At 64.0% G+C, this 13,435-nt stretch carries 11 protein-coding genes; 7 read left to right on the top strand and 4 right to left on the bottom strand.

Annotated features, from left to right (window positions below):
- Nucleotides 1-23: 23 nt before the first annotated feature.
- Nucleotides 24-905, bottom strand: a complete 882-nt coding sequence (locus NL532_RS28350; protein ID WP_031202532.1) for a bifunctional 5,10-methylenetetrahydrofolate dehydrogenase/5,10-methenyltetrahydrofolate cyclohydrolase — start codon at nucleotides 903-905, stop codon at nucleotides 24-26.
- A 271-nt stretch (nucleotides 906-1,176) separates the two neighbouring features.
- The gene (locus tag NL532_RS28345; RefSeq protein ID WP_023686831.1) at nucleotides 1,177-1,920 is read right to left on the bottom strand and encodes a L,D-transpeptidase; all 744 of its coding nucleotides are present in this window, start codon (nucleotides 1,918-1,920) and stop codon (nucleotides 1,177-1,179) included.
- Nucleotides 1,921-2,129: 209 nt separating this feature from the next.
- On the opposite strand from NL532_RS28345, the gene NL532_RS28340 reads away from it, so the two are divergent.
- Nucleotides 2,130-2,768: a DNA-3-methyladenine glycosylase I gene (locus NL532_RS28340; protein WP_023827922.1), complete on the top strand. Its 639-nt coding sequence runs from the start codon at nucleotides 2,130-2,132 to the stop codon at nucleotides 2,766-2,768.
- 127 nt (nucleotides 2,769-2,895) lie between these two features.
- Here NL532_RS28340 and NL532_RS28335 read toward each other — a convergent pair whose 3' ends face one another.
- Nucleotides 2,896-3,138, bottom strand: coding sequence for a hypothetical protein (locus NL532_RS28335; protein WP_023827923.1), 243 nt, complete (start codon nucleotides 3,136-3,138; stop codon nucleotides 2,896-2,898).
- Between the two features lie 202 nt (nucleotides 3,139-3,340).
- Here NL532_RS28335 and hisS point away from each other — a divergent pair, with 202 nt between their 5' ends.
- The 5 genes from hisS to NL532_RS28310 all read left to right on the top strand — a co-directional run bounded on the left by hisS (nucleotide 3,341) and on the right by NL532_RS28310 (nucleotide 10,064).
- On the top strand, nucleotides 3,341-4,885 hold the full coding sequence (gene hisS, locus NL532_RS28330; RefSeq protein WP_023827924.1) for a histidine--tRNA ligase: 1,545 nt from the start codon (nucleotides 3,341-3,343) through the stop codon (nucleotides 4,883-4,885).
- A 177-nt stretch (nucleotides 4,886-5,062) separates the two neighbouring features.
- Nucleotides 5,063-6,181 (top strand): ATP phosphoribosyltransferase regulatory subunit, encoded by a 1,119-nt coding sequence (locus NL532_RS28325; RefSeq protein WP_023827925.1) that lies wholly within the window; start codon nucleotides 5,063-5,065, stop codon nucleotides 6,179-6,181.
- Nucleotides 6,178-6,879 carry an ATP phosphoribosyltransferase gene (hisG, locus tag NL532_RS28320; RefSeq protein WP_023827926.1) on the top strand — a complete coding sequence of 234 codons (702 nt, stop codon included), beginning with the start codon at nucleotides 6,178-6,180 and terminating at the stop codon, nucleotides 6,877-6,879. The genes NL532_RS28325 and hisG overlap by 4 nt, the downstream gene beginning before the upstream one ends.
- A 230-nt stretch (nucleotides 6,880-7,109) precedes the next feature.
- Nucleotides 7,110-8,870: an AMP-binding protein gene (locus NL532_RS28315; protein ID WP_023827927.1), complete on the top strand. Its 1,761-nt coding sequence runs from the start codon at nucleotides 7,110-7,112 to the stop codon at nucleotides 8,868-8,870.
- A gap of 90 nt (nucleotides 8,871-8,960) precedes the next feature.
- The gene (locus NL532_RS28310; RefSeq protein WP_023827928.1) at nucleotides 8,961-10,064 is read left to right on the top strand and encodes a calcium:cation antiporter; all 1,104 of its coding nucleotides are present in this window, start codon (nucleotides 8,961-8,963) and stop codon (nucleotides 10,062-10,064) included.
- A gap of 107 nt (nucleotides 10,065-10,171) precedes the next feature.
- Here NL532_RS28310 and NL532_RS28305 read toward each other — a convergent pair whose 3' ends face one another.
- On the bottom strand, nucleotides 10,172-11,080 hold the full coding sequence (locus NL532_RS28305; protein ID WP_286487765.1) for a hydrogen peroxide-inducible genes activator: 909 nt from the start codon (nucleotides 11,078-11,080) through the stop codon (nucleotides 10,172-10,174).
- Between the two features lie 141 nt (nucleotides 11,081-11,221).
- Between NL532_RS28305 and katG the strand changes: the two genes are divergently transcribed.
- Nucleotides 11,222-13,417 (top strand): catalase/peroxidase HPI, encoded by a 2,196-nt coding sequence (gene katG, locus NL532_RS28300; RefSeq protein WP_023827929.1) that lies wholly within the window; start codon nucleotides 11,222-11,224, stop codon nucleotides 13,415-13,417.
- Nucleotides 13,418-13,435: the final 18 nt, after the last annotated feature.

Genomic DNA, 13,435 nt, shown 5'->3' with positions numbered 1-13,435 from the left:
CGGTCCACCACGCCATATGTCGCCTAGTAGCGCGCGCGCTGGCGGCTGAGCGCAACCATTGTGTTGCGCAGCAGGATCGCCACGGTGATCGGACCGACGCCGCCGGGCACCGGCGTGATCCAGGACGCGACTTCCTTCACGCTCTCGGTGTCGACGTCGCCGACGATGCGGCTCGTGCCGTCCGGGCCGATCTCGGAATTGATGCCGATGTCGATGACGGCCGCACCGGGCTTCACCATGTCGGCCTTGATCAGCCTGGGCTTGCCGACGGCGACGAACAGTGCGTCGGCGCGGCGCGCATGGGCGGCCACCGAGCGCGTCATGTGATGGCACACCGTCACCGTTGCGCCTTCGCTCATCAGCAGGAAGGCAATCGGCTTGCCGACGATCTCCGAATGGCCGACGACGACGACCTCCAGCCCCTTGAGATCGAGGCCGGTTTCCTTCAGCAGCTCGACCGAGGCAGCAGCCGTGCAAGGTGCGAGGTCGAGCTGATTGTAGACGATGTTGCCGATCGAGGCCGGGTGCATGCCTTCGACATCCTTCAGCGGATGCACCGCGGCCTGCAGCGTCTTGATCGGGATATGCGCCGGCACCGGCCGCTGGATGATGATGCCGGTGACGCGCGGGTCGGCGTTCAGGCCATGGATCGCCGCCTCGAGTTCGCCTGCGCCGATGTCGGCGGGGAACCGCCGCTCCTCGAAACCGATGCCGGCAAGCGCGGCCTTGGCGCGCTGGTTGCGCACATAGACATCGACGGTAGCGGTATCGCCGACGGTGATCGACACCAGCTTGGGTGGAAAACCTTCGGCGGTGGCGATGGCGGCATCCTCGCGCACGGATGCCATGATGCGCTGGGCGACCGGGCCGCCCCGGAGATAGCGGCTATCGTCTGGCGGAGACATGGCTGGACCTTTGCAGCGGAGTTTGGCGCAGGGGAGTTTGGCCGTCCCTATAGCAGGGAAAATGCGGCAAGGCAGCGTGAAAGCGAACCGTCATCCCCCTGGCGCGACGTTCTGGCGCAGCCTGGCTCAGCTATAGCCGCAAAGAGAAAGGGCAGCGCGGTTTCCCGGGCTGCCCTTTCCTGACTGGCCGCATCCCCACACGGCCCGTCCCCCGTAAACTCTTCCCGATCCTGAAGCTCTAACCTTTTGGACCAGATGATTCGGTAGCCGACTATATCACGACCACGGTCGTTCCAACATTGACCCTCTCGTAAAGGTCAACCACGTCCTCGTTGCGCATGCGGATACAGCCGGAAGACACCGAGCCGCCGATGGTCCATGGCTGGTTGGTGCCGTGGATGCGGTATTCCGTCGTGCCGAGATAGAGCGCGCGGGCGCCAAGCGGGTTTTCCTCGCCGCCGGCCAGATAGGTCGGGAGGTAGCGGCCCTTGGCGGCCTCGCGCTTGATCATCTCCGCTGGCGGGCGCCAGTCCGGCCAGACGCGCTTGTTGGTGATCTTGTGCGTGCCAGACCATTCGAAGCCAGGCTTGCCGGTGCCGACGCCATAGCGCCGCGCCTTGCCGTTCTTCTCGACCAGGAACAGGAAGTTCTGCGTCGTATCGATGACGATCGTGCCCGGCTTCTGCGGGCCGTCATAGGCGACTTCCTGCGGCAGGTAGAGCGGATTGATCTGCGGCCGCATCACCACGCGCTTGGCCGGCGCCTGCACGGAAGCAGTGCGCACCCGATCGGGTCGCGCCGGCTGCGCATAGCGAAGTCGCGGCTGCTGGACCACCTGTCGGCTCTGCCGCACGATGCCGGGCGCCCGGCCTAGCTGCAGCACCCAGGGTGCGGAAAGGTCGGGGCTCACCATCACCGGCGGCCTGTCGGCATAGCGGTCGTTGGCGGCAGACGAGGTGACGCCGGCGGCCAGAATGGCCACGGCGCCGAGCACGGAACGCAAAAAGATCTTCATCGGAACGCACCTTGATCGTCGAACGGACGGAGGCGCGACGTGCCCCCGGTTGCGCGATCCTTGGCGCGAAGCCGCAACCGAAACATGAATCGGAATGCGTAAAATGCCGTTCTGTCAGTAAACCTTTTGGTGTGGTTACCGCCGGGTTCAGGAATCTGGTAAAGCCGCGGTAAATGCAGCGCGAAAGCGCGTTAACGGATGGATTGGCCATGGCGCAAGACAACACCGGACTGCTTACCGGCTCCGACGGGATCACGCGCTGCTTCTGGCACGGCAATCTGCCGGATTATCTGCACTACCACGACCATGAATGGGGCCGGCCGGTCGCCGACGACCGCAGGCTGTTCGAAAAAATCTGCCTGGAAGGCTTTCAGTCCGGCCTGTCCTGGCTGACCATTCTGCGCAAGCGCGAGAATTTCCGCGAGGCCTTCGCCGGTTTCGACTTCGACAAGGTCGCCGCCTTCACCGACGAGGATGTCGAGCGCTTGGTCGGCAATGCCGGCATCATCCGCCACCGCGGCAAGATCGTCTCGACCATCAACAACGCCAAACGCGCACGCGAAATGGTCGATGAATTCGGCTCGCTGGCCGCCTGGTTCTGGAAGTTCGAGCCAGGCCCGGAGGAGCGGCCGGCGGTCGTGGACCTGGCGCATCTACGCGCCAACCCGACGACGGCGGTCTCGATCAGGATTTCAAAGGAGTTGAAAAAGCGCGGCTGGACCTTTGTCGGACCGACGACGGTCTATGCCTTCATGCAAGCGATGGGTCTGGTCAACGACCATCTCGAGGGGTGTGTTTGCCGGGAGCAGGTGGAGAAGGAACGCAAGGCCTTTAAGAGGCCGAAGTAGGGCGCTGTCCCCCTACCTCCCCCTTGTGGGGAGGTCGCGCCGAAGGCGCGGGTGGGGGTATCTTGGCGCCGCACCCCCACCCCGACGCTACGCGTCGACCCTCCCCACAAGGGCGAGGGTAAGGAACTCACGTCCCGCTGGCGCCCGTCAGAAAAAGCCCGGCGACAATCGCCGCCAGTGCCGCAAAGGCCGGATAAATCACCAGCAATCCAGTCATCAGCGCCTCGCGCACGGTGGAACCCTTGCGCTCGTCGGCAGTGACCTCAAACGGACCGGGGCTCGCCGTCACCTGCGCACGGCTCTCGGCCGGCCGCAGCCGGACTTCATGCAAGCCGTCGTCTCCGATATCGAATTTGCGTGCCGCAGTCATGGCCCAACCCTTTGTTTCGGCGCGCTTATCGGCTCTGATTGTGTCGGCACGATGCCGCGCCGATGGCGGAATTGTTTCCTTTTGGTGCGTTTTGTTTCGAAGGAGAAGGAAAGAGCGCAAACCCTTGCCGCACCAAGCCGCTTCGGTTAGGACACGCCCACTCCAAACAAGTCATCGATTACTTAGCGAAAAGACCCATCCCATGGCCGACAAATCGGAAAAGACGAAAGCGCGGCTGCCGCGCGGCTTTGTCGACCGCAGTGCGGACGACATCCGTGCCGTCGAGAAGATGATGGCGACGATCCGTTCGGTCTATGAGCTATACGGTTTCGAGCCGGCCGAGCAGCCGCTGATCGAATACACCGATGCGCTCGGCAAGTTCCTGCCCGACCAGGACCGGCCTAATGAGGGCGTATTTTCTTTCCAGGACGATGACGAGCAGTGGCTGTCGCTGCGCTACGATTTGACCGCGCCGACGGCACGTTTCGTCGCCGAGAATTTTGAGCGGCTGCCGAAACCCTATCGCAGCTACCGGTCCGGCTGGGTGTTCCGCAATGAAAAGCCCGGCCCCGGCCGCTTCCGCCAGTTCATGCAGTTCGACGCCGACACGATCGGCACGCCGGGCGTCGCCGCCGACGCCGAGATGGCGATGATGATGGCCGACGTGATGGAAGCGCTCGGCATCAAACGCGGCGACTACGTCATCCGGGTCAACAACCGCAAGGTGCTGGATGGCGTGCTGGAGGCGATTGGCCTTGGCGGCGATGAGAATGCTGGCCGCCGGCTGCATGTCCTCCGGGCGATCGACAAGCTGGATAAATTTGGCCCAGACGGCGTGGCTCTTTTGCTTGGAGCCGGACGATGGGATGGCGGTAAGGAAGGCGAAGGGGACTTTACTAAAGGCGCGGGCCTTGGCGCAGCTCACATCGAACGAGTGTTGAGCCTTGCAGCATATCCGGATGCATTGGGTGGTGCATTAGGGCTTTCCAACGATGAAACCCTTGCGAGTATGGCAAAGGCAGTAGAGGGCAATGCTCGCGGAGTAGAAGGCTTGGAGGAGCTTTCTGTCATCGCAAAGTTGGCGCATGCATCTGGTTACAACAATGACCGCATCCGCATCGATCCCTCCGTTGTCCGCGGCCTCGAATATTACACCGGCCCGGTCTTCGAAGCCGAGCTGTTGGCCGAGATCCCGAACGAAGACGGCCAGATCGTGCGCTTCGGCTCGGTCGGCGGCGGCGGCCGTTACGATGGCCTGGTCTCGCGCTTCCGTGGCGAGCCGGTGCCGGCGACCGGTTTCTCCATCGGCGTCTCGCGGCTGATGACGGCGCTTAAGAACCTCGGCAAGCTGGACACCACCGATGTCATCGCGCCGGTCGTCGTGCTGGTCATGGACAAGGATACCGATAGCCTTGGCCGCTACCAGAAGATGGTCGCAGAGCTGCGCGCCGCCGGCATCCGCTCCGAAATGTATTTCGGCGGCGCCGGCATGAAGGCGCAGCTGAAATATGCCGACCGCCGCGGCAGCCCGGTCGCAATCATCCAGGGCGGCGACGAACGCGCCAAGGGCGAGCTGAAGATCAAGGATCTGATCGAAGGCGCGCGTATGTCGGCCGAGATCACCGACAACGCCGAATGGCGCGCCGCGAGGCCTGCGCAGGTGACGGTGGCGGAGGCTGAGCTGGTCGCCGAGGTGAAGAAGATACTGGCGGCGCAGGCGGCCGATCGCGCGAAAGGTGGCGCTTGAACACCCCCCTCTGGCCTGCCGGCCATCTCCCCCTCAAGGGGGGAGATTGGATGTCGCGCATGGTTTCGCCAATCTCCGGCGTTGAAGAAGAGGCGCTGCGCTCCAAGCTGCCAATCTCCCCCTCGAGGGGGAGATGGCCGGCAGGCCAGAGGGGGGTGCCTCGCACCCAACCAGCCGATGACTCGCTATCCCGCCATCGCATCCGAAATCACCAAGCTCTTCGCCACCCGCAACACCCATGCGGTGGAGGTCGCCGTGCTGCAGCCGGCCGATCCGTTCCTCGACATGGCCGGCGAGGATTTGCGCCGCCGCATCTTCCTCACCGAAAGCGAGACCGGCAAGACGCTGTGTCTGCGGCCGGAATTCACCATCCCCGTCTGCCTCGACCACATCGCCTCGCAGGCCGGCACGCCGCGCCGCTATAGCTATCTCGGCGAAGTGTTCCGCCAGCGCCGCGAGGGCGGCAACGAGTTCTTTCAGGCCGGCATCGAGGATCTCGGCGACCGCGATACGGCTGAGGCCGACGCCCGTTCGCTGGCCGATGCGCATGCGCTGCTTGAGCTGGTGCTGCCGGCGCAACCTCTGGCGATCACGCTCGGCGACCAGACCATCTTCGAGGCGGTGCTGGCAGCACTCGGCTTGCCGCGCGGCTGGCGCATGCGGCTTGCGCGCGCCTTCGGCTCGGCGCCGATGCTGCAGGCAGCACTCGCCGATCTCGCCAACCCGCCGCGCAACGGTCAGCTTGACGGCGATGTCGCGGCCCTTGTGCTCGATGGCGATCTCGAAGCGCTTTCCGCCCACATCGCCGGCGGCATGGAAGAGGCCGGCCTGTCGGGCTCCGGCGGGCGCGCGCCGGCGGACATTGCCCGGCGGCTGATCGAAAAGGCCGAACTGCGCAGCGTGCGGTTGTCGAACGAAGCGTTTGCGGCGCTCAGGGATTTTCTCGCCATCGACGTGCCGCTCGACGGCGCGAGTGCTGCGCTCGAAAGTTTTGCGGCCTCTGCCGGGCTTTCGCTGGGCGCGGCGCTGGAAAAATTCGCCGCCCGCGCCAAAGCCATCGAGGCACATGGCCTGCCTGCAAAGACGATCCGCTACGACGCTGCCTTCGGCCGTCCGCTGGATTACTACACCGGCATCGTCTTCGAGATCGCAGCACTTGGTGGCGAGCGGCCGCTGGCCGGCGGCGGTCGCTACGACCGGCTGCTGACCCTGCTCGGCGCCAAGACGCCGATCCCCGGCGTCGGCTTCTCTGTCTGGCTCGACCGCATCGAAGCGCTGCGGGGAGAGCCGCAATGATCACGCTGGCGATCCCATCGAAAGGCCGGCTCAAGGAGCAGGCCGTGGAGGTACTGGCCAGGGCCGGGCTTGCCGTCAGCCTGCCCGGCGATGAGCGCCAGTACCGCGCCCGCATCGACGGCACCGAGGGCATCGAGGTGGCGCTCCTGTCGGCGTCCGAAATCGCCGGCGAGATTGGGCAAGGTTCGGTCGACCTCGGCATTACCGGCGAGGATCTGCTGCGCGAAAACCTCGCCGACTGGGAGGCGCGCGCCGAAATCGTCGCTCGCCTCGGCTTCGGCCATGCCGATGTCGTGGTCGCGGTGCCCGGCATCTGGCTCGACGTCGATACCATGGCCGATCTCGACGATGTCGCCGCCGATTTCCGCCAGCGCCACGGCAGGCGGCTGAGGATCGCAACCAAATACTGGCGGCTCACGCAGCAGTTCTTCTCGCAAAAGCACGGCATCCAGGTCTATCGCATCGTCGAAAGCCTCGGCGCCACCGAAGGCGCGCCGGCGGCAGGCCTTGCCGATGTCATCGTCGACATCACCACCACCGGCTCGACCCTGCGCGCCAACCATCTCAAGGTGCTGGCCGATGGGGTTGTGCTGAAGTCGCAGGCTTGCCTGGTGGCTTCCAGGAAGGGCCGTGCGGCTCCGGATGAGGCGCTGGTACGCGATATCGCTGCGAAGATGGGCGCCCTCCCTCCCCCTTGAGGGGAGGGTGGACAGTCGCCGAAGGCGGATGGACGGGTGGGGTCGCTGCGGCAGTGCTCGACGCGAGACCACCCAAGCCGCGTCGACCATGACCAAAGAGTCGAGCACTTCGCCGAGGACCCCACCCGCCTCGCTTCGCGAGGCACCCTCCCCTCGAGGGGGAGGGGAACCGCCTCTACTTTCCACCATCCCATCAGGCTGCTAGGCTCACTCATCGGGAGGAGACGGCGATGGCGATCAATCTCGACGAGCTCAAGAACGCCACCAATCTGCGCGGGCGCGGCAGGGCGTTCATCGCCCCGCTCGACGGCCGGGCACATGTGTCGGGCGACCGTTCGGTGCCGCTGTTCGAAAAGACGATCCCTCAGCTTTTCTCCGACACGGTCGGCAGATACGCCACGCAGGATGCTGCCGTCTTCGTCGGACAGGACAAGCGCTTCACCTGGAGCGAATTGTCGGACACGGTCGATACGCTCGCCGCCGGCTTCCTGGCGCTCGGCCTCGAAAAAGGCGACCGTGTCGGCATCTGGTCGCCCAACCGCTGGGAATGGCTGGTCACCCAATTCGCCACCGCTCGCATCGGCCTGATCCTGGTCAACATCAACCCGGCCTACCGGCTGACGGAGCTGGAATATGCCCTCAACAAGGTCGGCTGCAAGGCGCTGGTCACCGCCCCCAGTTTCAAGACCTCCGACTATCTCGGCATGATCGAGACGCTGGCGCCGGAGCTCGCCAAGGCCACCCCCGGCAAGCTCAAAGCGCAGAAATTGCCGGCGCTGAAGATCGTCATCCGCATGGGCGATGACAATTCGCCCGGCATGTTCAATTTCGCCGATGTGCTGTCGATGGCCGGCCGCGACGAGCATGACAGCCTCGACCGCATCTCCGAAGGGCTGAAGCCGGGCGAGGCCATCAACATCCAGTTCACATCAGGCACGACGGGCGCGCCCAAGGGCGCGACGCTGACCCACACCAACATCGTCAATAACGGTAATTTCGTCACCGCTGCGATCAAGCTCACCGTCGACGACCGGCTCTGCATCCCGGTGCCGCTCTACCACTGCTTCGGCATGTCGATGGGCACGATGGGCTGCGTCTCAAAGGGCGCGACCATGGTCTTCCCGGGCGAGGGTTTTGACGCCGGCGCGACGCTGAAAGCGGTGGCGCAGGAACGCTGCACCGGCCTTTACGGCGTACCGACCATGTTCGTCGCCATGCTCGACCATGCGGATTTCGCCAGCTTCGATCTCTCCAGCCTGCGCACCGGCATCATGGCGGGCTCACCATGCCCGATCGAGGTGATGAAGAAGGTGGTGTCGCTGATGCATATGGATGAGGTGACCATCGCCTATGGCATGACCGAGACCAGTCCGGTGTCGTTCCAGAGCAGTGTCGACGACCCGCTGGAAAAGCGCGTCTCCACCGTCGGCCGCATCCATCCGCATGTCGAGGTCAAGGCCATCGACGCCGACGGCGCCACCGTCGCGGTCGGCGCGCCGGGCGAGCTGTGCACCCGCGGCTATTCCGTGATGAAGGGTTATTGGGACGATGCGGAAAAGACCCGCGAGGCGATCGACAGCGATGGCTGGATGCACACCGGCGACCTCGCCACGATCGACGCCGAGGGCTATTGCAACATCGTCGGCCGGGCCAAGGACATGGTCATCCGCGGCGGCGAAAACGTCTATCCCAGAGAGGTCGAGGAATTTCTCTATCGCCATCCCAAGGTCAAGGAGGTGCAGGTGTTCGGTATTCCCGACGCCAAATATGGCGAGGAGCTGTGCGCCTGGATCGTGCTGAAGCCCAACCAGATCGCGACCGAGCAGGAGATCAAGAACTTCTGCGCCGGCCAGATCGCCCACTACAAAATCCCCCGCTACATCCGCTTCCGCACCGAACTGCCCATGACGGTGACGGGAAAACCGCAGAAGTTTCTGATGCGCGAGGCGATGGTGGAGGAACTGGGGCTGGTGGTGCAGAAGACGGCTTGAGGGTTGAACGCCGGGGGACGGGATTGCCCGCTTCGACATTGGGGTGCTCGACAGGCTCCCGCAAGGTTCGCCGAACGCATTGGGGCTTGAATGACTGGTTTCGCACGATCAGCGACTTCCTATGCGATGCCTTTGGCCGCGCTGGCACTGGCCGTTGCGGTCAGAGCCAGCGGGCTATCGGTGGACGAAGGTTCGCCGAGCGTCAGGATTCTCGTCGGAGCGCTCTCGAGTGCGATCATGTTCATCACTATTTTCGTGGTGCTCGATCACGCCGAGGCGGTGGCCCACCGTGTGGGGGAACCCTACGGCACATTGGTGCTGACTTTTGCCGTAACGGCAATCGAGGTGTCGATCATCGTTTCCATGATGCTGCATGGAGAGAACAACCCCACGCTTGCACGTGAGTCCGTCTTCTCGACGGTGATGATTGCCTCCACCGGCGTTGTGGGGACGTGTCTCACGTTTGGCGGCTGGCGTCATCGCAAGCAGGCAATTGTCCGGCAAGGGACAAGCGCATATCTGGCGGTTCTGGCCGCACTGACCGTCATGACGCTTATCCTGCCGACCTATACACGGACCACCGATCCCGGCACATTTTCGGCAGCTCAGCTTGGCCTTGTGAGCGTACTTTCCGTGCTGCTCTATGCAAGTTTTGTGTTCGCGCAAACCGTCCGGCACCGGGACGACTTCATCGAAGGACTGGCACACGACCTTTCGGCGCGAACCGCCCCTCACAAAAGCATCTCTTCCAGCGCTCTGCTCCTGGTAATCGGACTGATCGGAATTGTCATGCTCGCCGAGCAGGTCGCCGCAAGTGTTGAAAATACACTCGTTGCTTACCAGGTGACCCAGGCTGACAGCATTGTGGGGGCAATGATCGCGGGTCTGGTTTTGATGCCGGAAGCCATTTCGGCGGTTCGCGCTTCACTCAACAATGAGCTGCAGCGCGGCCTGAATGTCGCAATGGGTTCGGCTTGCGCCACGATTGGTTTGACGATACCTGCGGTCGCAGCAGCCAGCCTGCTTACGGGACGAGGGTTGACCCTGGGGCTCCCGGGAGCTGACGCAGTACTTTTGGTTTTAGCGCTTTTCATATGCGGCGTAAGCTTTAGCAACGAAAGGACGACCTTCCTGACCGGAATCGTCCATGCCGTTATATTTTTTACGTATGTATTTCTGGTATTTATCCCTTGAGGCTTTGGTGCGGTCTGGCGACCAGCCATCAATGCGGGTATTCGCGAACGCGCCTGATTTGAGTTTCTTTTCGGGGTTCTCCAGGCGACATCCAAGACCCAAACGACTCACACCCCCAGCACCGCCGCATCCAACCCCCGAATGATCTTCGCCAACTCGACGCATTCACCATGCCGCACCTTGTTGCGGCGCCAGGCGAGGCAGATCGTGCGTTGCGGCATTGGCTCCTGGAACGGCACGATCTTGAGGTCCGGCATGGCGCTGGCCGGCCTTGCCGCCATTTCGGGGATGAGCGTGACGCCGAGACCATGCGCCACCATCTGCAGCAGCGTCGTCAGGCTGGTGGCGCCGTAGCTTGCCATCGCTACGGGACGCACGCTGCCGCAGAGCGCGAGCGCCTGTTCGCGCAGGCAGTGGCCTTCCTCCAAAAGCATCAACCGCTCCAGCGCCGGGCTTTCCGGCGGCACCGGTGGCGAGGCGAAGGCTGGATCTCCGGATGGCACGGCGAGGAAGAAGCGGTCGGCGAACAGTTCTTCGGTGACCAGGCCCGGCTGCTCGAGCGGCAGCGCGGCGATGAAGGCGTCGAGCCGTCCGGTTGCCGTGTCCTCGATCAGTGATGCCGTCACTGCTTCGCGCAGTTCGAGCTGCAGGGACGGAAAATGCCGCTTCAGCTCCGGGAGCACATGCGGCAAAAGATACGGCGCCACGGTCGGGATGATGCCCAGCCGGAAGCGGCCTTCCATGGCCGGGCGGCCGCGCCGGGCCGTCGTCTCGACATCACTGATGTCGCGCAGGATGCGCTCGATGCGTGGCAGCAGCGCTTGCGCCTCTTCCGTCATCCGCACCGTCTTGCCGCCGCGCTCGAACAGCCGGCAGTTCAGCCTTTGCTCCATCTCGGCGATCTGCGCGGACAGCGCCGGCTGGCTGACGCCGGCGAGTTTTGCGGCGCGGCCGAAATGCAGCGTTTGCGCCAAAGCCTCGAAATATTGCATCTGCCGCACGGTCAAGCCAATCATAAGGAAAGCCTATCGCAACAAACAGGAAAGGCAATTTGTTTTTATCGAAGAGACGGCTTAGTCTGGAACCATTCCAGAGTGGCGCGGCTCCCGGCCGGCCCGGAAAAAACAACACATAAAATCAGCAATTCGGAGGCCAAGATGGACGCGATGACCGACGACAACAGCGCCGGCAAATGCCCGGTCGCGCATGGAACCTCCGCCAGGACCAACCGCGACTGGTGGCCGAACCAGCTCGACATCGGCGTTCTCCACCAGCAGTCGAGCCTTTCGGACCCGATGGGCGAAGCTTTCGACTACGCCGCGGAGTTCAAGACGCTCGACCTCGACGCGGTGATCGAGGATTTGCACAAGGTGATGACGGATTCGCAGGATTGGTGGCCGGCCGATTTCGGCCATTACGGGCCGCTGTTCATCCGCATGGCCTGGCACAGCGCCGGCACCTATCGCATCGGCGACGGCCGGGGTGGCGCCGGTGCGGGCCAGCAGCGTTTCGCGCCGCTGAACAGCTGGCCGGACAACGCCAATCTCGACAAGGCGCGCCGGCTTTTGTGGCCGGTCAAGCAGAAATACGGCCGCAAGATCTCCTGGGCCGACCTGTTGATTCTCACCGGCAACGTCGCGCTGGAATCGATGGGCTTCAAGACCTTTGGCTTTGCCGGTGGCCGCGCCGATGTCTGGGAGCCCGAGCAGGATGTCGACTGGGGTTCGGAAACCAAGTGGCTCGACGACCAGCGCTATTCCGGCGACCGTGAGTTGCACGGCCATCTCGGCGCGGTGCAGATGGGCCTGATCTACGTCAACCCGGAAGGGCCGAACGGCAAGCCGGATCCGCTGGCCTCGGCCCGCGACATCCGCGAGACCTTCGGACGCATGGCAATGAACGATGAGGAAACCGTGGCGCTGATCGCCGGCGGCCACACCTTCGGCAAGACCCATGGCGCCGGTGATGCAACACTGGTCGGCGCCGAGCCGGAAGGCGCGGCCATCGAGGCGCAGGGCCTCGGCTGGTCGAGCAAGCATGCCACCGGCATTGCCGGCGATGCGATCACGTCCGGCCTCGAAGTTACCTGGACGACGACGCCGACCAAGTGGAGCAACAACTTCTTCGACAATCTCTTCAACTTCGAATGGGAGCTGACCAAGAGCCCGGCCGGGGCCCATCAGTGGACGCCGAAGGGCGGCTCTGGCGCGGTTACGGTGCCGGACGCGCACAATCCCTCGAAGCGTCATGCGCCGGCAATGCTGACCACCGACCTCGCGCTGCGGGCCGACCCGGCCTATGAGAAGATCTCGCGCCGCTTCCATGAGCATCCGGAGCAGTTCGCCGATGCCTTCGCCCGTGCCTGGTACAAGCTCACCCATCGCGACATGGGGCCGGTTGTGCGGTATCTCGGCCCGTTGGTGCCGAAGGAAGAGCTGATCTGGCAGGATCCGGTTCCGGCCGTCGACCATGAGCTGGTCAGCGACCAGGACATCGCATTGCTGAAGGCCAAGATCCTGGCTTCGGGCCTCAGCGTTTCGCAATTGGTCTCGACCGCCTGGGCCTCGGCCTCGACCTTCCGCAACTCCGACAAGCGCGGCGGCGCCAATGGCGCGCGCATTCGCCTGGCGCCGCAGAAGGACTGGGAGGTCAACCAGCCTGTCGAACTGGCTACCGTGCTGGCGCAGGTCGAAGCCATCCAGAACGAGTTCAACGCAAGCGGCAAGAAGGTCTCGCTGGCCGACCTCATCGTGCTCGGCGGCGTCGCCGCGGTCGAGAAAGCCGCAACGGATGGCGGCAATGCGGTGAAGGTTCCCTTCACGCCCGGCCGCACCGACGCCTCGCAGGCGCAGACCGACGTCCATTCCTTTGCGGCGCTCGAGCCGAAAATTGACGGCTTCCGCAACTATTTCAGGGGCAAACCGCCGATGTCGGTCGAAGCCATGCTGGTCGACCGGGCGCAACTGCTCAACCTGACGGCGCCGGAGATGACGGTGCTGGTTGGTGGCCTGCGCGTGCTCGGCGCCAACACCGGCGGCTCGAAGCATGGTGTGTTGACCGACAGGCCGGGCACGCTGACGAACGACTTCTTCGTCAACCTGCTCTCGATGAGCACCATCTGGGATCCGGCCTCCGAGCCGGGCTCGCGTGAGGTCTATGAAGCACGCGACCGCAAGACCAGGGCAGTCAGGTGGACCGCCACACGCGCCGACCTGATCTTCGGCTCGCATGCGCAGCTGCGCGCGCTGGCCGAGGTCTACGGGTCGGCGGATGCCGGGCAGAAATTCGTTGGCGATTTCGTGAAGGCGTGGACCAAGGTGATGAACGCCGACCGTTTCGACATCGCTGCCTGATACAACCTCCCAAACGAA

This window comes from Mesorhizobium sp. C120A (genome assembly GCF_030323105.1).
Classification (GTDB): Bacteria; Pseudomonadota; Alphaproteobacteria; order Rhizobiales; family Rhizobiaceae; genus Mesorhizobium.
Note: the sequence above shows the minus strand (reverse complement) of the source record. Positions and strands in the feature narration are given on the sequence as shown.